The following is a 21606-nucleotide window of genomic DNA, read 5'->3' as shown; positions in this document are numbered from 1 at the left end:
CGCGGGCGTCAGAGGTAGTTGCGGACGCTCGCGCGCAACGCCTCCGTGTGTTCGTAAATCTCCTCCAGTGAGTTTATCGGGACGCGGGTCTCCTCCTTATCGCTCCCGAAGAGGCCGAGGTACTTCTGCGAGCGGTTAAAGTGCAGCCGGGCAATCGGCTTGCGGTTGTTGTCGTCGAGAAGCACCGCAAAGTACGACTTCGCATCACGCTGCGAGACGCGGGCCGGCTTTACCTCGCTGGAGACGATCGCACGCACAATCTGGTAGCCCTCGATTTCCTCCAGCGTCGTCTCGATACCGTCGGCGGCCTCCAGGTCGGCCACAGCAACGGGGGCGCTGGTGACAGTCGCTGCTGCCGCCGGATCCTCGGTCTGCGGGAAGTTAGGGGTTCCGAGCGCCTTCTTCAGACGATCGTTGACCTGGTCGTTCAGGTACTGCTTGGCGGCCTTAGTAACAAGAGCCGTGAATTGTTCCCTCACTTTTTGGGTGTAGGCGCCGCTGTAGACACGGCCCGTCAGGAACTTCACCCACTCGTCCTCCGGCTCCCTGAACTGAGCGGCCAGGGTCCGCTTAATTTCGCCGATGTACTTGAGTTCGCCAGCGGCGTTGATAATGCTGTCGAGGTCAAAGACGTCCTTGGATAGCTTCCTGAGCTCCGGGATGAGTGTCTCGTCGATGTCATTGAGGTCCAGCACCAGGAAGGGCTTGGCATCCATTCGGTTGGGCGCGTCCAGGTCCGTGAAGAACTGGTAGACCTCGCCGTTCGTCAGGATGGCGATGCGTGCGTTTGTCACCGCGAAGTAGCGGAAGAGTTGCGAGGCGTGCTCGATCTTCACAGGCTCCGTCGATTTCTTGCACTCGATCAGCATTTGGACTTCGCCGTCTTTGACTATCGCGTAGTCGATCTTCTCGCCCTTCTTGAGTCCGACGTCGGCGATGAACTCCGGCACAACCTCCAGCGGGTTGAAGACGTCGTAGCCAAGAATCGTTGAAATGAACGGCATCACGAAGGCGTTCTTCGTGGCTTCCTCGGTCTGGATGGCTTCTCTTTGCTGCCGCACCTTTGCCGCGAGCGCCGAAAGTTTCTCTGCAAAATCCATACGTCCCCCTGTATGTGAGTGATTGTGCAGTCAATCAAACGCAGGGCCGTGACAATTTTTCGGATCAGGCCGCCTCTGGGCTGACAGAAACCCTTGACGGTCATAAGGAAGCGGCCTATTCTACAACCAAATGGTTGTAGATCAGTTGAGTGAAGAGGCGGCCGACCGGGTGTTCCAGGCCCTCGCCGACGCCACCCGGCGGGACATCGTGCGGCGGGTGACGGCGTCGGAGTCCTCGGTCTCGGGCCTCGCCGAGCGCTACGCGATGAGCTTCGCCGCCGTCCAAAAGCACGTTGCCGTCCTGGAGCGCGCCACCCTGGTGACCAAGCAGAAACGCGGACGGGAGCAGATCGTGCGGGCCAACCACGACGGACTGCAACGGGTCCGGCGCCTTCTGGACGACTACGAAAACATCTGGAGGCAACGCTCGGACCGGATCGCGGACCTCCTCGCGGAAGGCACGCCGCCCGCGCCGGGGAGTGACTCCACCGGGGACTAACCAGCACCATCAATCGCAGGGAAGGGGACACAATGACCGTCATTAGTTCAGCCCAGGATCCCGGGGCGCTCAGCCTCACCGTGGTCGCGGAGTTCGACGCCGGGGTCGAGCGCGTCTGGCAGATCTGGGAGGATCCGCGGCAACTCGAGCGCTGGTGGGGTCCGCCCACGTGGCCGGCGACCTTCGAAAAGCACGACTTCGTCCCCGGTGGGGAGGCTACCTATTACATGACCGGCCCCGAGGGGGAGAAGGCCCGCGGGTGGTGGCGCTTCGTCTCCCTGGAGGCCCCGCACCGCCTGGTGTTCGATGACGGTTTCGCCGACGACGACGGCGAGCCGGTCGCGGAGATGGGCACCATCCACGGCGTCGTCACCCTGGAAGACCTGGGCGGCCGCACCCGGATGAGCGTGGTCTCAACCTTCGAAACCCAGAAACAGATGGAAAAGATCGTCGCCATGGGCATGGAGGAAGGCATGAAGGGCGCCCTCGGCCAGGTCGACGCGCTCCTTGTCGAACCTGCGCGCGCCTGAGCGACGCGCCCCGAACCGGTCCGCCTGAGCCGGGCCGCCGCCCTCAGTTGTTGAGGGCGGCGTACAGGTTCAGGCTGGCCGAGAAGACCAGCCAGGACAGGTACGGGAGCATCAGGAGTCCGGCCGCGGTGCTGATCGGGCCGAAGCGGAATACCGTGGCGGCGGCCAGGGCAGCGTGCGCCGCGATCAGCCCCAGGGCCAGCCACAGTGCGGCCGACCCCAGCAGCGGATACATGCCGAAGAACATCAGGGGCCACGCCAGGTTCAGCACCAGCAGGCCGCCGTAGGCCAGGAAGGCCGGCCGGCGCGGGAAAAGCCGCTGCCGCCAGACCAGCCAGGCCGCCACGGCCATGCCGGTGTAGAGCAGCAGCCAGATGGTGCTGACGGCCGCGCCCGGGGGTGTCCAGGGAGCCGTGGCCGCCGCCGCGTACCAGCCGTCGGCGTTGATCCGGATGGGGAGGGACCCCACAAAGGAGACCGCGAAGGAGACGACCAGGAAGGCGGCCAGGGCGGCTGCCTGCCGGCCCCGCGGGAGGGCGCCGGGGGCGGACGTGCCCGGAGCGCTTGGTTCGACGTTCAAGAGCACTCAATCACTGTGAACAACACCCGGCGCTCCCGTCAAACCGTGACCCATGTTCCCCCGGCTTCCCCTGCCCTAAGCTGGCGCTGTCAAGGACTGCTGCGTCTGGAAGGACATCATGGGCAACGAAGCTGCATGGCAGGAAAGCATCACCCCCGGCCGGTTCTCGGGGAGGACCGTCATCGTCACCGGGGCCGGCTCGGGCATCGGGCTGGCCACGGCCCTCCGGGTCGCGAAGGAGGGCGGCCGGGTAGTTGCCGCCGACGTGAGCGCGGAGCGCCTCGACGAGTTGGTGGCCGGGCACGGGGAGCTGGAGATCGTTCCCGTCGCGGGGGACATCTCGGCCGAGGAGACCGTCGCCGCCGTCGTCGAGGCCGCTGGCGGCCGCGTCGACGCCCTGGCGAACGTCGCAGGCATCATGGACAACTTCGCCCCGATCCACGAGGTGGACGACGCGGTGTGGGACCGCGTGTTCCGGATCAATGTCACCGGGCTGATGCGGCTGACCCGGGCGGTCCTGCCGCTGATGCTGGAGGCGGGGACGGGCTCGGTCGTCAACGTCTCATCGGAAGCGGGCCTGCGCGGCTCCGCCGCCGGCGCGGCGTACACCGCTTCCAAGCACGCCGTTATCGGGCTGACCAAGAACTCGGCGGTGATGTATGGGCCCAAGGGGCTGCGTTTCAACACGGTTGCCCCCGGTGCGACCATCACCAACATCGTCGCCGAATGGGGTTCGCAACTGGCGGTCGAGCGGCTGGGGCCGCTGATGGGCGCCAACATTCCGACACCCGCCACGGCCGCCCAACTGGCGGCCTCCATCACCTTCCTGCTCAGCGACGACGGCACCAACATCAACGGCGCGGTGCTCGCCTCCGACGGCGGCTGGTCCGCCCTCTGACGCCCTACTGACTACAGCTGAGGCCGTTTTTATGCCCCAAAACGGCCCCAGTTGCCGGTCAGTTGGGGAACCTGCACAACGCAAGAGAATGCCCCGGCCGGATCCGGCCGGGGCATCGCCCTGTGTGGATTGCTTGGTGCTGCTGCCGCGGCTAGGCCGGCTTCAGCGCGGTGCGCCAGACGCCCACGGCCTTGGCCGTGCCGAACGTCCAGGTGGCGGTGCCGGAGGCCCCGGCGTTGGCCTGCGGCGCATCGGCGAGTTCACCGATCTGACCGCCGCTGGATTCCCAGCGTTCGGTCCAGCCGCCCGGCGGGGTGGCGCCCGGGCTGGAGCTGTCAAAGCCGACCCCGCCGATCAGCATGGCCCCGTTGCTGGCGGTGGTAATGCTCGGGGCTGTGATGCTGGTGGCCGAGTACGTGGTGTTGACCGTGGTTGCGACCGAGCTGTCCAGCGGCGTCGTGGTGTTGACGCCGCGGTAGGCGGTCACCCCGGCCCCCCATTTGACGGCTGTGCTCAGTGTCCAGCTGTAGCTGGCCGGGTCCGCGGATCCCACCACATGGTAGTAGCTGAAGACCTTGGCCCCGCTGCTGGCGGAGCTGTTGATGCCCAGCCCGTTGACGATCGGCGTCCAGCCTGCGGGTGCGGTCACGGACGGGCCGAGGTCTGCGGTGATGGCGGCGACCAGGACGTCACCGGCTGCCACCCCGGAGGGCTTGGCCAGGCTGACCGTGGAGCTGGCCGTGGTGGCGACCGCCGTGGACGAGGCGCCCACCGTGATGCCCGACGACGTCGGCGGCGGGGGCGGTGGCGGTGGAGCGGAGCCGACCGTGATCACGGCGCTGGAGGTCGAGGACCCGGCGCTGTTGGTGGCGGTCAGCTTGGCCGTGAACGTTCCCGCCGCGTAGGTGTGGGAGGGATTCTGGGTGGTCGCGGAAGTTCCGTCACCGAAGTCCCACGCCCACGAGGTCGGGGAGCCGGAGGAGGTGTCGGTGAAGGCAACGTTCAGCGGTGCGGTGCCCGACGTCGGCGTCGCCGTGAAGGATGCCACCGGTTTCGGGGCCGGCGGCGGGGTGCTTCCCAGGCCGCGGTAGGCGAACCAGTAGGTTTTGGTGACCATGTTGCTGGCCATGATCGCCATGCCGCTGGTGCTGTTCACGCTTTGCTTCGTGGTGGTGACGTCGTTCATGTTGAATGATGCGCCGTCCTGAATTACCGGGGTGCCGCGGCCCGAACCGAAGACCGGGTTGTCCATCGGGGCGGTCTTCTCGTAGATGGCGCCGGCGACGCCCGAGTACGCGCATCCGGTCACGGTGCTGCCCGGGGCGGTGTGGAAGGCGTGCACCACGTTGTTCTGGGTATCCAGCAGGATCTGCGGCCGCGACACGCAGTCGCCGACGGAGGCGATGGTGGACTGGCTGAAGGACCCGGTGGCCGGCTTGAAGACCAGCAGCAGCAACTGCGGCAGGGTCTTATCCGTGGAGGTGTCGTTCAGGCTGGTCTTGACGGCCGCAAAGACACGGCCGCTGTTGTCCGCCTGCAGGGTCTTGATGTTCAGGTGGTCGTCCGCCTGGCCCTTGCCCTTGATGGCGTCCTGGAAACGCCATGACGATGTAGCGGTCGGATTGGTGCCGTCGGTGCGGATGGCCCAGTGCACGCTGTCCGTGAGCTGGTCACTCCACATCACGCCGATCTTGTTACTGCCGAACGCCACGATCGCGGAGATGTCGTCCGCCGCGGCTGTGGGATTGGCAACCGGGATGACAAAGGGGGTGTTCCAGCTGGTCCCGCCGGGCGCCGAATTGTTGACGTAGACCGTGCTCTTGTAGCCGTTGGTCGAGTCGCCGGTCACCTGCGTCCAGGTCGCCCAGATGGCGCCGGTGGTGTCCTTATCGATCGTCATCGACTCACTGCTCTGGTTGGTGATGGTGGTGGGGAATCCGGCGTCCAGGGTGTACGTGCCGCCCGAGTAGCTGTAGCGGTAGAGCTTGGCCGGCTGCCCGGAGAGGGAGGGCTTCGGCGTGGAGTCCGTGGAGACGGTCACCACGTGCGAGGCGATGTAGAGCTTGCCGCCGTCCCACAGCACGTCAGCCAGGGTGTTCGCCCGGCTGTCGTTGAGCAGCCCCGTGTCCACCCACTTGTTGGTTGGGACGTCCAGCCGGAAGATGTGCCAGCCGCTGCCGGAGGTCCACATGTCAGCCCACCAGGAGCCGTCATTCCACCACAGCTTGCTCTGGGGCTTGTCCGAAGTGGGAGGGTTGCTGACGCCGCTAAAACTGATGCTGGGAGTTCCGTAGCTGTCCGCAGCCGATGCGCTTCCGGCGACCCCCAACATGCCGCCGGCGACGGCCACGGCCACCACTAGGGACCGGCTAAGCCAGTGCGATATTCGTTTCATCATTGGGACCATTTTCTTTGATGCCGCGACAATCATTGGCGCGGGAGGGTTTTGGACGCGGGCCCTCATGCGGGCACAATTGTCCGGTGTTGAATGAGGCCATGGTAGCTACCGGCCGACCGGCTGGATAGATCCTTTTGCTAATTCTTTGTAAACTAATTTAGGCACTCAAACGTTGTCGTCTTAGGGGCGTGAATTGAGGGTCTCGACCGGGAATGCCAGGTGGGCTGTCCGGGCCGGCGTACGCAGGCCGGCGGTCCCGGAAGGGAGTGGCCCGCCCCCGGCCGCGCATGCCGGGCAGTTGCCGGCACGGCTGGCGCCCGGACGGGAGTGATTCCGCGGAAACGGGCCGGCGGTGCGGCTTCAGCCCCGTCATTCCGCTGTTTCCCACGGCCTGGCGGCCGGCCGGGGGCGGCTGAGTAGTCCAGCGCGGAACCTGCCGAGCGGCCCGAGTAGCCAGGTCGGGGGACCCAAGTAGGGGTCCATTGCTACTGCGGATATGAGTACACACGCCCAAGTAACAGCCACTCGTGACACAACTTTAGGTGAACTTTAGGCTTCGGATATGGCCACAGCCCAGTGGCAAAGCTGGGATATGGGTCGGTACAGGTTTGTGAAATTCTCTCCGAATTTGTCCGATAGGTTCTCAATCGCTGGGGGTAATTCCCGGGCGTCTAAATTCATGAAGTGGTGAGGCTTTTGTCAGTTCAAAATTTGGCCCCAAGATCTGTCTCAACAACCGATATTTCCGCGCTCCGGGCGACCGTCAGCGTGGTAATTCCAACCCTCAATGAGGAAATGAATCTGCCCTGGGTGCTGCGGCGCATGCCGTCGTACGTAGACGAGGTGGTGATCGTCGACGGACGCTCGCGGGATCACACCGTCGACGTCGCCCGCGCCCTGCGGGTCGACGTCGTCGTGGTCAAGGAGCCGCGTAAGGGCAAGGGCATCGCGGTCCGGGCCGGCTTCGCCGCCGCCTCCGGGGACATCATCGTGATGCTCGACGCCGACGGCAGCATGGATCCGCAGGAGATCGGCTGGTTCGTCTCTCCGCTCCAGCACGACTACGACTTCGTCAAGGGCTCCCGGTACGTCACCGGCGGAGGCTCGGAGGACCTGACCTGGCTGCGCAACACCGGCAACCGGGTGCTCACCGGCCTCGCCAACACGGTCCTCCGCAGCAACTACTCGGACCTCTGCTACGGCTACATCGCCCTGCGGCGCGAATGCCTGGAGGTACTGCAGCTCGAATCGGACGGCTTCGAAATCGAGACCGAGCTGATCGTCCGGGCGGCCCGCGCCGGCCTGCGGATCGCTGAGGTGCCCAGCTTCGAGCTGGACCGCATCTCCGGGGTTTCGAACCTGCAGACCTTCCGCGACGGCTGGCGCGTACTGCGCACCCTGGCCAAGGAATGCACCAGCTGGGAGGCGCCCTCCGCCGGCGCCCGGCCCGAGGCGCTGCGCCGGGTGAAGTACACCTACCCGGACGTCCGCTTCGCCCGTACACCCACGGATCCGCGCAGTGTGCTCGCGGTGGCGGAAGGGGCTTGAGATGCTCAACCCCAACTTCCGCCCGTCGGTTTCGGTGGTGATCTGCTCCTATACCGAGCAGCGCTGGGACCTGCTGATGCGCGTGATCGATTCCGTCCACGCCCAGACCCTCCGGCCCGAACAGGTGATCGTGGTGGTTGACCACAACGTGGACCTGTACAAGCGGCTCGTGGCGACCGTCCAGGACGTGACCCTCGTCGAGAGCACCGGTCCGAAGGGACTCTCCGGGGCCCGGAACACCGGCGCCGCGCTCGTGACCTCCGACATCGTCGCCTTCCTGGACGACGACGCCGAGGCCGAGCCGACGTGGCTGGAGCGCCTCACGGCCCTCTACGACGACTCGGATGTGCTGGCCGTCGGCGGCCGCGTCGAACCCGTCTGGGAAGGCGGCCGGCCCGGCCACTTCGGTCCCGAGCTGGACTGGATCGTCGGCTGCAGCCACCGCGGCCTGCCCACAGTGGCCTCCGAGGTCCGCAACGTCGTGGGTGCCAACATGTCCTTCCGCCGCGAGATCCTCCAGCACGTGGGCGGCTTCAATGTCAGCCTTGGCCGGCAGGCAACCAAACCGCTGGGCTGCGAGGAAACCGAGATCTGCATCCGTGCGGCCATCGGATCCCCCGGTTCGCGGGTCGTCTACGAACCCGCTGCCGTGGTCCGGCACCACGTCCCGGTCCAGCGGGGCACGTTCCGGTACATGCTGGAGCGCGCCTGGTCCGAGGGCCTCTCAAAGGCCCAGGTCAGCAAGGTCGTGGGCCACAAGCGGGCCTTGGGGCCGGAACGGCGGTATGTCCGCAGCGTCCTGCCCCGGGCGTTCGTCGGGGCCCTGTCGGACTGGGGCCGCGGCAAGGACCCGCAGGGCTTGCAACGAGCCGGCGCCTATGTGGCGGTGCTGGGCGTGACCGCCGCCGGCTACGTCAGCGGCCGCAGGCTTGGCACCGGTGAGGGCTCCCCCCTGGCTGCCGCCGCTCCTGCGGCCCAGCAGCCCTGGCGGGAAGCCACGTGATCGACGTCGCCGCGCCGCGCCGGCCAGATCCGGCCGGCGCGGTCCTCGAGCTGGCACCCGCCATGGGGGCCGAAGGGGCCCCCGACTGGGCCGGTGCCCGCTGGGTCGGAGCCGTGGACCTGGGATCCTTGGGCGGGTGCAGCGAACTGCGGCTGCGGGACGCGCACGGCTACCGGCGGGCGCGTCTGTTGGTCAGGGACGGTGCCGCCGTCCGCGGCTTCGTCGACCTGGAAACGGCCGACGGAGCGCTCTCCCGGACCCGGCTCGAGGAGGCAGCCGCCGCCCTGCCGCGGGTTCCGGCGTCGGTTTCCACCACCACGCCGCCGATCAGCGTCGTCGTCTGCACACGGGACCGGCCGGAGCTGCTCCGGAAGGCCCTGCACGCCATCCTCCGCCTCGACTACCCGGACTTCGACGTCATCGTCGTGGACAACGCCGCCCGGACCAGCGCCACCCGTGACCTGGTCCGGACCGAGTTCTCCGACGCGCGGCTGGTCCTCATCTCCGAGCGGCGCCCCGGACTTTCCAACGCACGCAACGCCGGTCTCCGGCACGCGCGCGGCGACATCGTCGCCTACACCGACGACGACGTCGTGGTGGACCCGGGGTGGCTGAGGGGGATCGCCGCCGGCTTCGAGCAGGCCCCCGACGTCGCCTGTGTTACCGGGCTGGTCCCGGCGGGCGAGCTGCGCTCGCTGGCGCAGGGATACTTCGAGGGGCGGGTGAGCTGGTCCAAGGCCGTGGCGCCCAGGGTCTACTCCCTGGCCGACCCGCCGGCGGACATGCCGGTCTTCCCGTTCTGCGTGGGGGCCTATGGGACGGGAGCGAACTTCGCCCTCGACCGCCGGACGGCCCTGTCGCTCGGCGCCTTCGATCCTGCCCTGGGGGTAGGCACTCGGACCGGCGGGGGCGAGGACCTGGACATGTTCACCCGGGTCATCCTGTCCGGGCGGTCGCTGGTGGTCCAGCCCTCCGCCGTCGTCTGGCATCGGCACCGCGCCGAACTCGACGAGCTGATCGTCCAGGCCCGGGGCTACGGCAACGGCCTGGGAGCATGGCTGACCAAGATCATGCTCAACCCCCGGACCGCGCGGATGGCGCTGGTCCGGGCTCCCCGCGGCGCCGTCTACTTCCTGCGCAACACCCGCGCGCATGCCGACGGCGAGACGGCCGACGACGTCCCGAGGAACCCGGTGATGGCAAAGGCGCTGCGCACCGAGCTCGTCTCGGTGGCCCGCGGCCCGTTCAACTACCTGCTGCAGCGCCGCTCCTGCCGGCGCCGACGAGCCGCGTAGGCAGCCGCAACGCAGCACACGACGCACAGTTTTGAGGGGAATTCGGCGTCACCATGGAACACCGTTTTCCCCTCGCCACTTTTTCAACAAGCGAGGAAGTCAAGTTCATGAGTCTCATTATGGAAAACGAGAAGCCGGCGCCCAGGGCGCCCCTCTCGTCGGTGAACAGGCTCCGTACGGAGCGCCCCCTGGATGTCGGCCTGGCCATTGCCGGAGTCGTCCTGGCAGCACTGATCCTGCTCGGGCTGGGAGGACCCGCGCTGGCCCCGGTGACGCTGCTCGGCTGCCTGATCCTTCCGGGGTGGGTGGTGGTACGGCGGCTCACCGGCGTTGATCCGCTCGCGCGGGCCATCGGCACCCTGGTACTCAGCGCCGCCGTCTACACCATCCTGTCGCTGGCGATGGTGTGGACCCACCTGTGGCAGCCGCGGCCCGTCGCGGCCGCGGTGCTGATCGCTTCCTCCGTCCTGGTGATCGTCCTGCCCGCCCCGGCCACGGACCGGGAGCCGCTGCAATGGCGGCGGCTCCTCAGCCTGGAGGGCCTGCGGAACAGCAGCCCCGCGAGCCACATCCCGTGGGCCGTGCTGGCCGCGGCCATGGTCCTCTGGGGCGTCGCGCTGTCCGTTACCGGCGACGGACTGAAGGGCGACGCCGGCCTGCTCACGACCTTCCCGCCGATCTGGTTCGTGGCCGTCGCCGCCGTCGCTGGGCTTTGTATCTGGGCGGTTGCGGCCCGGGAAATGGCATCCACCCCCTTTCTCGCGGTCTCCCTTACCGGCCTCGTGGCCATGCTCTACGCATCGGCGGCCATGGTGGTCAGCGTTCCCCGGCTCCCGTGGACGTACAAGCACATCGCCGTGACCGACTACATCGGGGCCTCCGGCCAGGTGGACGCCTCGATCGATATCTACAACCGCTGGCCCGGGTTCTTCTCCGCCAGCGCCTTCCTGGGTGACGCGGTGGGTTACCCGGACGCCATCGGCTACGCCTCGCTGGCAGAGTTCAGCTTCGCGGTGCTGGGTGTGGCGCTGGTTCTGGCGATTGTCCGGGCCCTGTCCAGCAACCGCAGGATCCAGTGGACGGCGGCCCTGGTGTTTGCGCTGACCAACTGGGTCAACCAGAACTACTACTCCCCGCAGGCGTTCTCCTACACGCTGTACCTGACGATGTGCCTGATCGCCCTGACCTTCCTGCGCGGCACCCCGGCCCGGTTCGCCGTCGCCTGGGAGGAGAAGCTGAGCCGCCGCCGGGCCGAACGGGCGGCTACGGCACAGGATGAGGCGCAGCCCCGGCCCTTTGCCCAGACCCTGGTGCTGCCGGCGGTGATTGTCCTGCTGGTCCTCCAGGCGGTCTCGGTGGCCAGCCACCAGCTCACTCCCTACCTGGCGAGCCTGGCGCTGTTGCCGCTGTTCGTCTTCGGCTACTTCCGGCCGCGGTGGGCGGGCCCGGTCCTGGCGGTGCTTGCCGTCCTGTACCTGCTGCCCAACCTCGACTTCGTGGCCGGCAAGTACGGACTCTTCGGCTTCGACTTCCTGAAGAACGCCAGCTACGAACCGCCGGACGGCGGGCCCACCGGCCTGCTGGGCCGGGCGCCGGAGGCCTTGTCCATCCTCATCGGCGTGCTGGGCGTGGGCGGTTTCGTCCGCAACCTGCTGCGCGGCAACGTCCGGCAGACGATCATGGTGGCCTGGCTGGCCGTCGCGCCGCTGTTCTGGCTGCTGATCCAGTCCTACGGCGGCGAGGCGAAGTTCCGGGTCTACCTGTTCGCCCTTCCCTGGCTGGCCGTCGGCGCCGCGTGGCTCTTCTGGGCCGGTCCGCTGCGGACCCGCCGGGCGGCCATCGGTACCACCGCGGCGCTGACCGCCATGGCCCTCCTGTTCACCATCACCTACTTCCAGAACGAGGCCAAGTTCCGCGTCCCCAAGGAAGACGTCGCCGCGGCCCAGTGGCTGGATTCGACGGTCAATCCCAAGGACGCCGTGATGGAAACGAACGCCTTCTTCCCGCTGCTGGTGGGCCCGAACTATCCGAGCTACCTGGACGCGGGACGGACGGCGTCGCTGACCAAGTTCATCCAGTCCTCCGGCCACGGCCTGACCTCGGTGGACGTGGCCCGGTACGCGGACCGGAACTTCAAGCCGGACCGGATCTTCGTGGTCTTCTCCGACTCGCAGATCGCGCAGGCGGCCAAGGACAACCTGTTCGATCCCGGCACGCTCCCCACCCTGGAGCGCCAACTGGCCGGATCCTCCAACGTCCAGCGGGTGTTCGAGAACGGCGCCGTCCGGATCTACGAACTCGCCAAGACCGGCTAGCGTGACGAGGAGCGGCATGGTGCTGGTCAGGGTGATCGTCGTCCTGCTCGCCGCAGGGATCACCATGACCATCGCCATGCTGCTCAAACCGTCGCCCCCGGCCACGGCCATGCCGGTGGGGGACCTCCCCGGCTGGAAGCAGACGGGGACGCAGGACTTCACCCGTGCGGCACCGATGGGCACGGTCGGCGACGTGTACGGACCGGACATGCGGGGCTACCACGACCTGCCCGACACATCGGGCCAGGGCGTCTACACCCCGGACAAGGTCCTGTCGGTCAAGGACGGAAAGCTGGACTTCTTCCTCCACAGCTCCGGGGGGAAGCCCAGGGTGGCCAGCGTGCTGCCCTTCGGCTACGACGGGCAGCGCTATGGCCGCTATTCCATCCGGTTCCGGGCCGACACGATGCCCGGGTACAAGATCGCCTTCCTGCTGTGGCCCACTAGCGATAACTGGCTGGACGGGGAGATCGACTGGCCGGAGGGGGAACTCAACGGCCCGTTTTACGGGGTATCCGCCATCAAGGATTCCCCGCTGAAAGGTCCGGACCGCTTCGACCCGACTACCCGGAACACCTCCGCCACGGACGGAACCGGGTGGCACGTGGCGACGACGGAATGGACTCCAGGCAAGGTCAAGTGGTTTTGGGACGGTGAACTCGTGGGGGAAACAACAATGCCGGACGGCGTTCCCAACACCGGCATGAGGTGGACGCTGCAGGCCGAGACTAAGGACGGGGCCGACGCCGGAACGCCGGCGCCGTCGGTCTCCGGCCACATCGAGGTGGACTGGGTGGTGCAGTATGCGTACGCCCCGTAAGGCCACGGCGACGCCGTTCCCGGTCCCTGCCGCCGGCAGAAGCTTCATCGACGCCGTCCTTCGGGGCCACTATGACGAATGGGACCTCGCCAGCCTCGGCCTGGGCAGGGACTGGACCACGGTTTTCATCACCCCGCAGTTCACCACCTCCCGGCACGTCGTCGCCCTCATCTTCGCCCCCGGCGCGCGGCAGCCCTCGCTCGTGGTGAAGGTGCCGCGCTGCCCCGGTGACAACGAGGGGGTGCTCCGGGAGGCGGACATGCTCTGGCAACTCGGAGTCCTCGGCGGGGACCAGGTCGAGGGCGTGCCCCGTGTGGTCGCCGCCCTGGATCTCTCCGGACATACCGTCCTGGTGGAAACCCCGCTGACCGGTCCGGCCCTGGACCCCGACCGGGTGTCTGCTGACCTGCCGGTCGCCGTCGCCCTCGGAGTGGACTTCATTGATTCGCTGCCCTGCACCCGGCCTGCGTCGGGAAACGAGGGCTGGTACGAGCGCACCGTAGAGCGGCCCCTGCAGGCGCTGGAGCTGCTGCTACCGGGCGAGGATGAGCTCGCAGACCTGGTCGGCAGGACCCACGAGGCATTGAAGCCGCTGCGTTCGGCGCAACTGCCGGCAGTGTTCGAACACGCCGACCTCAGCCATCCCAACCTGCTGATCGGTCCGGCCGGGCGGCTCCAGGTGATGGATTGGGAGCGGGCGTCCGCCTACGGGCTGCCCGGACACGACCTGACGTTCTACCTGCAGTACCTCAGCGAGTCCGCCGAGCAGGCGTTCGAACGGCCGGCCCAGCTGGCGGCATTCGACAGCGCCTTCGGCCGGGACGGCTGGGCCCGGGAGCCCCTGCGCCAGCACCTGGTCCGCCGCGACATTGACCCCGCAGTGCTGCCCGCACTGGTGCTGGCCACCTGGGCGCGGTCCGCCTCCACCCTCGCCTTCCGGCTCGCCGCGGAATCGGCAGGGCCCGGGGGACAGGCCCAGGGTGCTGAGGCCGGACGCGGCGGGGCGGTACCGGGGGGACCGGAAGTGCAGGCGGCCCAGCCCGGCGCCGCCGCCGACCAGCCTGCGCACGCCGTCGACGCCGGCGCGGGACCCGTGTCCGCACCCGCCGGACACGCGCCGCGCGGCCCGGCCGAGGTGCGGCGGGCGGTCTTCGGGGACCGGGACTTTTGGCTGTGGCGGCACGCCGCCACCGCCGGGGTGCTCTGACCCGGCGCGGACAACTAACCGCCCCCGGACCTGGCCCCTGACCCGGGAAATTACCTGTCCGCTGACAGTTCACGGCAAGATGTGACCATGCACAACACGGACCCCCGGCCCTGGCTGAAGAACTACCAGCCGGGCGTCCCGGCCGACATCGAGCTGCCCACGGAGTCGCTCGTGTCCATGTTCGAACGGTCCGTGAGCGAGGCCGGTACCGCCCCCGCCATGGAGTTCTTCGGCCGGCGGACCAGCTACACCGAGCTCGGCGAGCAGGTGGACCGGGCAGCCGAGGGGCTGCGCCGCTTGGGCGTGCGCGCCGGCGACCGGGTGGCCCTGATCCTGCCCAACTGCCCCCAGCACGTCGTCGCGTTCTACGCGGTCCTCCGCCTGGGCGCCGTCGTCGTCGAACACAACCCGCTGTATACCTCCCGGGAGCTGCGCCACCAGTTCGAGGACCACCAGGCCCGCGTGGTGATCGCCTGGGACAAGGCCGCCGCCGCCGTCCGCGAGTTCCCGGCCGACATCGAAATCGACCACGTCGTCTCGGTGAACCTCCTCGAGGCGTTCCCGGCCGCCAAACGGCTGGCCCTCTCCCTGCCGGTGAGGAAGCTCCGCCAGACCCGGGAATCGCTCACCGCGCCGGCCCCCGGCACAACGCCGTGGAAGGACCTGCTGGGCCACGGCCGGATCGATCACTCGCACCCCCGCCCGGCGGTTACGGACCTCGCCGCGATCCAGTACACCTCCGGCACCACCGGCCGGCCCAAGGGCGCCATGCTGACGCACTTCAACCTCTACGCCAACGCGCTGCAGGGTGAGGCCTGGATGGCCGGCGCGGAATACCGCAAGGAAATCTTCTACGCGATCCTGCCGATGTTCCACGCCTTCGGCATGACGCTCTACCTGACCTACGGGATCCGCAAGCAGGGCCTGCTGGTGCTCTTCCCCAAGTTCGACCCGGACCTGATCCTGGCCGCCATGAAGAAGTCGCCCGCCACCGTCTACTGCGCCGTTCCGCCAATCTACGAGCGCACCGCCATGGCGGCGAAGGAGAAGGGCATCTCCCTGCGGTCCTGCAAGTACTGCATCTCCGGGGCCATGAACTTGCCAGACCACGTGGTGGAACTCTGGGAATCGGTCTCCGGCGGCCTGCTGGTTGAGGGCTACGGGATGACCGAGTCCTCCCCGGTGGCGCTCGGCAACCCCTTCCACCCCACCCGCCGCACCGGGACCATCGGCGTCCCGTTCCCGTCCACGCTGATGAAAGTGGTCGACGTCGACGATCCCTCCGTGGAGGTCGCCCAGGGGCAGCCCGGGGAGCTGCTGATCAAAGGCCCGCAGGTCTTCCAGGGCTACTGGAACAACCCCGAGGAAACCGCTAAAACCCTGACGGCGGACGGCTGGCTCCGGACCGGCGACGTGGTGACCGTTGATGCCGACGGGTTCACCACCGTGGTGGACCGCGCCAAGGAACTGATCATCACCGGTGGCTTCAATGTCTCGCCCACCGAGGTGGAGGCCGTGCTGCGCCTGCACCCGGACGTCCGCGACGCCGCGGTGGTGGGCAAGCCGCTGGAACGCGGCGGCGAGATGGTGGTGGCCGCCGTTGAACTCGAACCAGGCACCGCCCTGGACGAGGAAGCCCTGCGGACCCACTGCCGGGAGCACCTGGCCGGCTATAAGGTTCCGCGCCGGGTGGTGGCGGTCCCCGACCTGCCCCGGTCCATGCTCGGCAAGATCCTCCGCAAGCAGGTCCGCGAGGACGTCCTGCCGCGGCTCTGATCTTCCGGCGCCGGGCCGGGTTCGCGTTTACGGGTAGCGGCCAAGTACCCGGGCGCCGGCATCCCCGTGCCGCTACTCGTGACAGGCGGGGCGGCCGCTCCTAGGCTGGAAACACATTTTCCGGCGGCGGCAACGCCGTGCCAGCCCCCTGCGGGCTGATTGTCCCCGGGCTGACAGCGGCCGTCTTTGCGGCCGTGGGCGGGAGTCCGCGGGACTGGCCGGATCCGGTCTAGGAGGTCTCGCGGACATGGCACACTCGACGGACGACGGCGGGTGCGCGCCGTGAGCATCCACCCCCAGACTCGCCTCCCGGCCGCCCACCCCACCGTGCTTGAAGCGTTTCGCGCCCTCGAGGACACCGGCCTGCCGTGGGTGCTGCTGCGCGGCGAGGACGACCTGGCCTGCCCTGACGGCGACGTGGACCTGCTGGTGGACGCGCGGATGCTGCCGCAACTGGACGGGCTGATGGCACGGATCGGACTGTGCCGCGTGCACGCCACCGGGCACGGCAGCCACCGGTTCTACTTCGGCTACATGGACGCCGACGAATTCTGGCTCAAACTCGACGTCGTGTCCGAGGTTTCCTTCGGCCGCTTCCAGCAGTGGAGCACACCCTTGGCCGCCGGCTGCCTCGACCGCCGTGTCAGGGAGAACGGCCTGTGGCTCCCCGCACCGGCCGACAAGGCGTGGCTGCACCTGTTGCACCTGGTCCTGGACAAGGGCGGGATAGCGGCGGACCGCCAGGCCGCGGCGCTCGCGTCCGCCGGCGTCGCCTCTGCCGCCGGACCCGTCGCCGAGTACGTGGACCGGCGAAGTGGGGGCGGGGCGGCATCCGCCCTGCTCGACGCCGTCAACGCGGGGAACTTCGACGGCGCCCGCGATCTCGCCGGACGGTGGCGGCGTACCTGGACCCGGACCCAGCCGCTGGCCAGTCGCGGCCGCTGGTTGGGCCACCGCACGCTCCGGCTGATGACCCCGCGGCTCCCCGGCCCCGGCCCGGTGGTGGGCGTCATGGCGCCGGACGGTGCCGGCAAAACCACGCTCCTGCACGGGCTCCGGGCAGACTTTCCCATCCCCACGTCCTATGTCTACATGGGGCTCTGGGGTGCCGGCCCGTGGGACCGGTGGCTCGAGCGGCTGCCCGGCGGCCGGACCGCCAAGAAGATGTTCCGGGTGCTCAAGGGCGGCACTAAGGCCCGCTATCACAGCCTCCGCGGCCGGGTGGTGCTGATGGACCGGGTGGCTTACGACGCGCTCCTGCCGCAGGTCGGCGGCGGCCACACCAGTGCGGGCCTGACCAATACCCTGGCGGTGAAACTGGGACCGGCGCCCGACGTGCTGCTGGTCCTCGATGCCCCGGGCGAGGTGATGTTCGCCCGAAAGGGTGAGCACACGGTGGAGCTGCTGGAGCACTGGCGCAAGTCCTACCTGCAGCTGGCCACTAGGCTGCCCGGCGCCCGCGTGATCGACGCCGGGCTGTCCCGTGAATTGGTCCGCCGCCTGGCCACCGAAACGGTCTGGAACAGCATCTCCTCCCGGACCCTTCCGGCCCCGGAGGCGGATCCGGGCGGACGTCCTGGCCTGACCCTGCACCGCTGGCGGATGCTGGACTGGCGCTTCCTGACCCCCGTGTTGCAGCCCCGCCGCCTGGGATATGGGGGAGCGATTGAACCGGAGCTGCTGGGCGCACTCCAGCTGCTGGACCCGAACGCCCGGCCGGTGGGTGCTCCCACGGGCGCGCCCGGACCACGGTTCGACGTCGTGTTCCTGCGCGAACCCGATGCCGGCCTCTTCGAACGGGCGGCTGCGGACGTGGAACCCGGAGGGTGGGTCTGCGCCCAGGTCCGGCGCACCGGCACCGGGCGCGGACCGCACACGGTGGCGGGCTGGGAGCGGACGTTCCGCACGCACGGCTTCGAAGACATCACCGTGCACTGGAACGTCCCCGGCCTCGACGGCCCGGCCCGGCTGGTGCCGGTCGACTCCCCGGAGGCGGTACGCGGTACCCTGGCGCTCCGGCAGGGGGTCCGCTTCGGCCTGCTGAAGGCCGTCGCGGGGCGGGTGGCGCTGGGGCTGCGGCTGTTCTCGGTCGCCATCCCGGCCGGCACCGTCACGGGCCGCCGGCCGGCCTAGCCGCACTGCCTGCCGCCGGTCATCAACGCGGGCCGGCGTAGCGGTCCCGCCGGACCGCCTCAGCGGGTCCCTAGCCGGTAAGTCCTCCTCCTAGGAGCTGCGGACCATGCCTGCTCCTAGGCGCGGCGGACCATGCCCAGCAACTCGTCATGCAGCGGCCGGTAGGCGAATCGTACGATCGCGTAGACCGCCCCGACCGCCACCACGACCACCAGCACCATGCAGGGCACGGACCCCAGTTCCGGAGCCAGGAGGTTCCCCAGTCCGGTCAGCGCCACCGCGGCGCCGCACACCAGGCCGGGGGCGATGGCGCCCAGCAGTGCACGGGGCCGCAACTGGATGACCTTCGCCGCGACCACCTGCATTCCCACCGCGAACACCACGGCCACCACCAGTTGCGCCACTGCCACGCCCACGATGCCCCAGCGGGTGGCATAGAGCAGGACGGGCAGGAGGATCAGGAGGCGAACCAGGGACACCACGATCGAGAGACCGGGCCGGCCCAGGGCCTTGTAGACATCATTGGCGCCGGCGCCGAGGGATCGGGCCGCGGCGTAGAGGGCCAGGAAGACCAGCGGCAGCACGGCCTCGTCCCACTTGTCGCCGAACACCAGCGGCACCAGCACCGGCGCCACCACGGAGAGGCCTACCCCGGCGGTGACGCCGTAGAGGGACTGGATCCGCACGCTGGTCAGGTAGCCGGCACGGAGCCGTTCGGGTTCGCCGCGGACGCGGGCGTAGAGCGGGAAGAGGACGGTTGAGAGGACGAAGAAGACGTTCAGGATCACCACTTCCGGGAGGCGGAACGCCAGCGTGTAGTAACCGAGGGCCTGGGCGCCCAGGATGATTCCGATGATCAGGTAGTCGATGTCGAAGATCAGCCGGGCGAGCAGGCTGCTGCCGGCCACGGGTGCGCCGTACTTGACGTTGGCCATCAGGGCGGCCTTGCTGATCCGCCAGATCTGCCAGGGTGCCTGCCTCCCAACCAGGTACCAGCAGGTCGCCGCATACGCCACGGATCCGGCGGCGGTGCCCACCGCCAGCGACCAGGCACCGTGGCCGGTGAACGCCAGGGACAGGGTCACCGTCCCCATGGTGACGGCCTTCAGGACCGGGGCGGCGGTGAGCTTCTTGAAGTGCAGGTCCCGTCGCAGCAGTGCCTCGGGGACCGCGCCCAGCGACGTGGCCAGCACCGAGACGCCCAGGATCTGCACCAGGGGGACCACGTCAGGGAGCTGGAACAGATCGGCGATGAGGGGCGCGGCGAAAAAGGCCGTGAGCCCCAGCAGGGAGCCCAGGATCGCGGAGATCATGAGCGCGGACCGGGCGATGATCCCGGTGCGGGGCAGGTATACCAGGGCCTGGGCGACGCCGGCGTCGGCAATCGTCTCCGCGTAGCCCATCAGGACCAGGGCCAGGGCCACCAGGCCGTATTCGTGCGGGGACAGCAGCCGGGCCAGGACCACGGTGGTGATCAGGACGATGATGCGGCCGCCGGCGAAGGCCAGGCCCTGCCACATCGCGCCGCGCACGCCGGTCCGGGCCAGTTCCCCCGGCGGGGCCTGCGTCATGCGGAGGTGCTCCGCGCCGGAAGCCCCGCCCCCGCGGAGCCGATGGCCGACTGCAGCTCCGCCAGGTACTCCAGCGCCGCGGTCTGCCAGGACCGGACCGATCCCGCGGTCTCAGGTCCTGCCGTCCCCGCGCCGGTCCCGCGGTTCTCCAGCGCCTCCACGACCCGCTGGGCGAAAGCCTCCGGGTCCCCGACGACAGTCAGCAGCGGGTGGGCTTCCTGCTCCCGGGCCGCCACGGGCGTTGCCACGACGGGCACACCGGCGGCCAGGGCCTCCCGCACCGAGTTGCGGATCCCGACGCCGTGTTCGTCCGGGAAGGCGGCCACGTCAGAGGCCCGGTAGACGTCAAGGACGGACGGCACGTTGCCGGCGACCTCCACCCGCGGGCCGGCCAGGGCCAGGACGGCGGGGTCCGGCCGGCGCCCGGCGAGGACAAAGGTGGCCCGGGGGACGCTTTCCCAGACCAGCGGGGCGATAGTCCGGACCAGGACCTGGGCGCTGTCGATGTTCGGGCCATAGTTCAGGCTGCCGACGAAACAGACCACGGGGTCATCGCGCCGGGCGGCCGGCTGCGCCGCCTGGTCGGCGCCGTTGGGGATGCTGCGGACAGGGCGGCCCAGGCTGGCGGACCACCGGGCGGCGTCCTTGGCTCCGACGGTGAGCAGGCGGGCCCGGGCGGGGAGCCGGCGTTCGGCCCGCAGGGCCAGGAATTCCCGGGCCCGGTAGGCGGCCTTCAGCCGACCGGCGATGGCGGTGTCCATCTGCGTCCGGACGGACCAGGGGTCAACGGTCTGCAGCACCAGGGGACCCTGGACGTACCGGGAGAGGAACAGTGCGTGGGGTCCGTGAATGAGGGTGGCGTCGGCGCGGGCGGAGAGCGAAGCGGTCAGCTCCGCCGCCTCGCGCGTCGCCCGTTCCTGCCGGCCGGCACCGTTGAGGCCGCCCAGGGAGCGGACGAGGGCGGCCGCACGCGGGCGGGGGGTGAGCATCTGGACCTCCGCGCAGCGCTCGCGGATCTCCTCCGGCAGCCCGACCCGGCCCTCGAAGCTGAGCAGGGTCACGTCGACGTCGCCGGGCAGATTCCGCAGGATTTCGTACGGGATCATGGAGCTGCCATCCCCGTACACGGGGTCGCGGTTGGGCGCACTTTCTGTGATGTACAGAAGCCTCATTGCATGAGTGTACTTGACCCTACCTACCCGTTATCGGGGGCCACATGGCCCTGTTCATAGGGACAAGGAGGGTCTAAGTTTCCGCCTGCGAGATGCAGGGGTTCCGTCGTCGTGGCCCGGCTGGTCATACTGGGAGAAAGGCATCGGACCCGGGAAGGGGTGCAGGTATGGTCGACGGCGGGAACCCGGCATTCCGGCGCCGGGTGGAACGGGCCGCCGAGCTGAGGTCCCTCCGGATCAGCGGCAGTTCGGTCGAGGAACAGGCCGAGTTGGACGCCGCCGAGGAGAACCTGAGGCGGAAGCGCGCCGCAGTGGACGACGCCGCCCGGGCCGAGTACCTGGTCCGGGACGCCATGGCGCAGGGGAAGTTCGACAATCTGAAGTACGCCGGCAAGCCGATTCCGGGCCTGGGCGAGGTGTACGACCCGGACTGGTGGGTCAAGGGGCTGCTGCAGCGTGAGGACCTCAGCGGACTGGGTCCGGCGGCGATCCTGCTGCGGACCGAGGATGCTGCGCTGGACGACCGGCTGGACCAGCAGGTGGCGGAATCCCAGGTGCGGGAGATCATCGCCGACTTCAACGCCCGGGTCATCGAGGCCCGGCGCCAGTTGCAGGGCGGTCCGCCGGTGATTACGAAGACCCGCGACGCCGACGTCGAGGTGGCCAGGTGGCGGGAGCGTCGTGCCGCGGCGGAGCCGGAGGTCCCGGCAACGGAGCCGGACCGCCGGCGCCCGTGGTGGCGCCGGCGGTCCGGGGGATAG

General features: G+C 69.0%; 17 protein-coding genes. 12 read left to right on the top strand and 5 right to left on the bottom strand.

Translation table 11 applies throughout. The annotated features are described in order from the left end of the window. Positions 1 to 8: 8 nt before the first annotated feature. Entirely contained in the window at positions 9 to 1100 is a 1092-nt protein-coding gene (locus QWJ39_RS03150) for a type I restriction endonuclease (protein ID WP_290256237.1), read from the bottom strand. A gap of 130 nt (positions 1101 to 1230) precedes the next feature. On the opposite strand from QWJ39_RS03150, the gene QWJ39_RS03145 reads away from it, so the two are divergent. Then, positions 1231 to 1599 (top strand): metalloregulator ArsR/SmtB family transcription factor, encoded by a 369-nt coding sequence (locus tag QWJ39_RS03145; RefSeq protein ID WP_290256236.1) that lies wholly within the window; start codon positions 1231 to 1233, stop codon positions 1597 to 1599. 32 nt (positions 1600 to 1631) lie between these two features. Then, positions 1632 to 2129, top strand: coding sequence for an SRPBCC domain-containing protein (locus tag QWJ39_RS03140; protein WP_290256235.1), 498 nt, complete (start codon positions 1632 to 1634; stop codon positions 2127 to 2129). A gap of 43 nt (positions 2130 to 2172) precedes the next feature. Here QWJ39_RS03140 and QWJ39_RS03135 read toward each other — a convergent pair whose 3' ends face one another. Further along, positions 2173 to 2715, bottom strand: coding sequence for a TspO/MBR family protein (locus tag QWJ39_RS03135; protein ID WP_290256234.1), 543 nt, complete (start codon positions 2713 to 2715; stop codon positions 2173 to 2175). Positions 2716 to 2827: 112 nt separating this feature from the next. Between QWJ39_RS03135 and QWJ39_RS03130 the strand changes: the two genes are divergently transcribed. Beyond that, on the top strand, positions 2828 to 3607 hold the full coding sequence (locus QWJ39_RS03130; RefSeq protein ID WP_290256233.1) for an SDR family NAD(P)-dependent oxidoreductase: 780 nt from the start codon (positions 2828 to 2830) through the stop codon (positions 3605 to 3607). Between the two features lie 151 nt (positions 3608 to 3758). On the opposite strand, the gene QWJ39_RS03125 is transcribed toward QWJ39_RS03130, so the two are convergent. Then, entirely contained in the window at positions 3759 to 6005 is a 2247-nt protein-coding gene (locus QWJ39_RS03125; protein WP_290256232.1) for a PKD domain-containing protein, read from the bottom strand. 768 nt (positions 6006 to 6773) lie between these two features. Here QWJ39_RS03125 and QWJ39_RS03120 point away from each other — a divergent pair. The 8 genes from QWJ39_RS03120 to QWJ39_RS03085 all read left to right on the top strand — a co-directional run bounded on the left by QWJ39_RS03120 (position 6774) and on the right by QWJ39_RS03085 (position 18102). Continuing rightward, positions 6774 to 7553 carry a glycosyltransferase family 2 protein gene (locus QWJ39_RS03120; RefSeq protein WP_290256231.1) on the top strand — a complete coding sequence of 260 codons (780 nt, stop codon included), beginning with the start codon at positions 6774 to 6776 and terminating at the stop codon, positions 7551 to 7553. Between the two features lies 1 nt (position 7554). Further along, positions 7555 to 8556, top strand: a complete 1002-nt coding sequence (locus QWJ39_RS03115) for a glycosyltransferase family 2 protein (protein WP_290256230.1) — start codon at positions 7555 to 7557, stop codon at positions 8554 to 8556. Beyond that, the gene (locus QWJ39_RS03110) at positions 8553 to 9851 is read left to right on the top strand and encodes a glycosyltransferase family 2 protein (protein WP_290256229.1); all 1299 of its coding nucleotides are present in this window, start codon (positions 8553 to 8555) and stop codon (positions 9849 to 9851) included. Before QWJ39_RS03115 ends, QWJ39_RS03110 begins: the two co-directional genes overlap by 4 nt. Positions 9852 to 9958: 107 nt before the next feature. Continuing rightward, complete coding sequence (locus QWJ39_RS03105) at positions 9959 to 12166, top strand: hypothetical protein (protein ID WP_290256227.1); 2208 nt, start codon at positions 9959 to 9961, stop codon at positions 12164 to 12166. Position 12167: 1 nt separating this feature from the next. Then, the gene (locus tag QWJ39_RS03100; protein WP_290256226.1) at positions 12168 to 12986 is read left to right on the top strand and encodes a glycoside hydrolase family 16 protein; all 819 of its coding nucleotides are present in this window, start codon (positions 12168 to 12170) and stop codon (positions 12984 to 12986) included. After that, the gene (locus QWJ39_RS03095; RefSeq protein ID WP_290256225.1) at positions 12970 to 14193 is read left to right on the top strand and encodes a phosphotransferase; all 1224 of its coding nucleotides are present in this window, start codon (positions 12970 to 12972) and stop codon (positions 14191 to 14193) included. The genes QWJ39_RS03100 and QWJ39_RS03095 overlap by 17 nt, the downstream gene beginning before the upstream one ends. An 87-nt stretch (positions 14194 to 14280) precedes the next feature. Further along, complete coding sequence (locus tag QWJ39_RS03090; protein ID WP_290256224.1) at positions 14281 to 15969, top strand: long-chain-fatty-acid--CoA ligase; 1689 nt, start codon at positions 14281 to 14283, stop codon at positions 15967 to 15969. 282 nt (positions 15970 to 16251) lie between these two features. Beyond that, entirely contained in the window at positions 16252 to 18102 is a 1851-nt protein-coding gene (locus tag QWJ39_RS03085) for a hypothetical protein (RefSeq protein WP_290256223.1), read from the top strand. A gap of 116 nt (positions 18103 to 18218) precedes the next feature. Here QWJ39_RS03085 and QWJ39_RS03080 read toward each other — a convergent pair whose 3' ends face one another. Next, entirely contained in the window at positions 18219 to 19673 is a 1455-nt protein-coding gene (locus QWJ39_RS03080) for a lipopolysaccharide biosynthesis protein (protein ID WP_290256222.1), read from the bottom strand. After that, the gene (locus QWJ39_RS03075) at positions 19670 to 20845 is read right to left on the bottom strand and encodes a glycosyltransferase (protein ID WP_290256221.1); all 1176 of its coding nucleotides are present in this window, start codon (positions 20843 to 20845) and stop codon (positions 19670 to 19672) included. Before QWJ39_RS03075 ends, QWJ39_RS03080 begins: the two co-directional genes overlap by 4 nt. A 167-nt stretch (positions 20846 to 21012) precedes the next feature. On the opposite strand from QWJ39_RS03075, the gene QWJ39_RS03070 reads away from it, so the two are divergent. Next, positions 21013 to 21606, top strand: a complete 594-nt coding sequence (locus QWJ39_RS03070; protein WP_290256220.1) for a DUF1992 domain-containing protein — start codon at positions 21013 to 21015, stop codon at positions 21604 to 21606.

The sequence above is a fragment of the Arthrobacter sp. YD4 genome (genome assembly GCF_030410515.1).
GTDB lineage: Bacteria > Actinomycetota > Actinomycetes > Actinomycetales > Micrococcaceae > Arthrobacter.
This window is presented reverse-complemented; position numbering and strand designations above follow the sequence as displayed.

Excerpts from the sequence above, each read along its gene's own strand:
- QWJ39_RS03075 (WP_290256221.1), bottom strand. The coding sequence starts at position 20,845 with ATGAGGCTTCTGTACATCACAGAAAGTGCGCCCAACCGCGACCCCGTG.
- QWJ39_RS03070 (WP_290256220.1), top strand. The coding sequence starts at position 21,013 with ATGGTCGACGGCGGGAACCCGGCATTCCGGCGCCGGGTGGAACGGGCC.
- QWJ39_RS03130 (WP_290256233.1), top strand. The coding sequence starts at position 2,828 with ATGGGCAACGAAGCTGCATGGCAGGAAAGCATCACCCCCGGCCGGTTC.
- QWJ39_RS03105 (WP_290256227.1), top strand. The coding sequence starts at position 9,959 with ATGAGTCTCATTATGGAAAACGAGAAGCCGGCGCCCAGGGCGCCCCTC.
- QWJ39_RS03140 (WP_290256235.1), top strand. The coding sequence starts at position 1,632 with ATGACCGTCATTAGTTCAGCCCAGGATCCCGGGGCGCTCAGCCTCACC.
- QWJ39_RS03080 (WP_290256222.1), bottom strand. The coding sequence starts at position 19,673 with ATGACGCAGGCCCCGCCGGGGGAACTGGCCCGGACCGGCGTGCGCGGC.
- QWJ39_RS03150 (WP_290256237.1), bottom strand. The coding sequence starts at position 1,100 with ATGGATTTTGCAGAGAAACTTTCGGCGCTCGCGGCAAAGGTGCGGCAG.
- QWJ39_RS03090 (WP_290256224.1), top strand. The coding sequence starts at position 14,281 with ATGCACAACACGGACCCCCGGCCCTGGCTGAAGAACTACCAGCCGGGC.
- QWJ39_RS03145 (WP_290256236.1), top strand. The coding sequence starts at position 1,231 with ATGGTTGTAGATCAGTTGAGTGAAGAGGCGGCCGACCGGGTGTTCCAG.
- QWJ39_RS03125 (WP_290256232.1), bottom strand. The coding sequence starts at position 6,005 with ATGATGAAACGAATATCGCACTGGCTTAGCCGGTCCCTAGTGGTGGCC.
- QWJ39_RS03115 (WP_290256230.1), top strand. The coding sequence starts at position 7,555 with ATGCTCAACCCCAACTTCCGCCCGTCGGTTTCGGTGGTGATCTGCTCC.
- QWJ39_RS03095 (WP_290256225.1), top strand. The coding sequence starts at position 12,970 with ATGCGTACGCCCCGTAAGGCCACGGCGACGCCGTTCCCGGTCCCTGCC.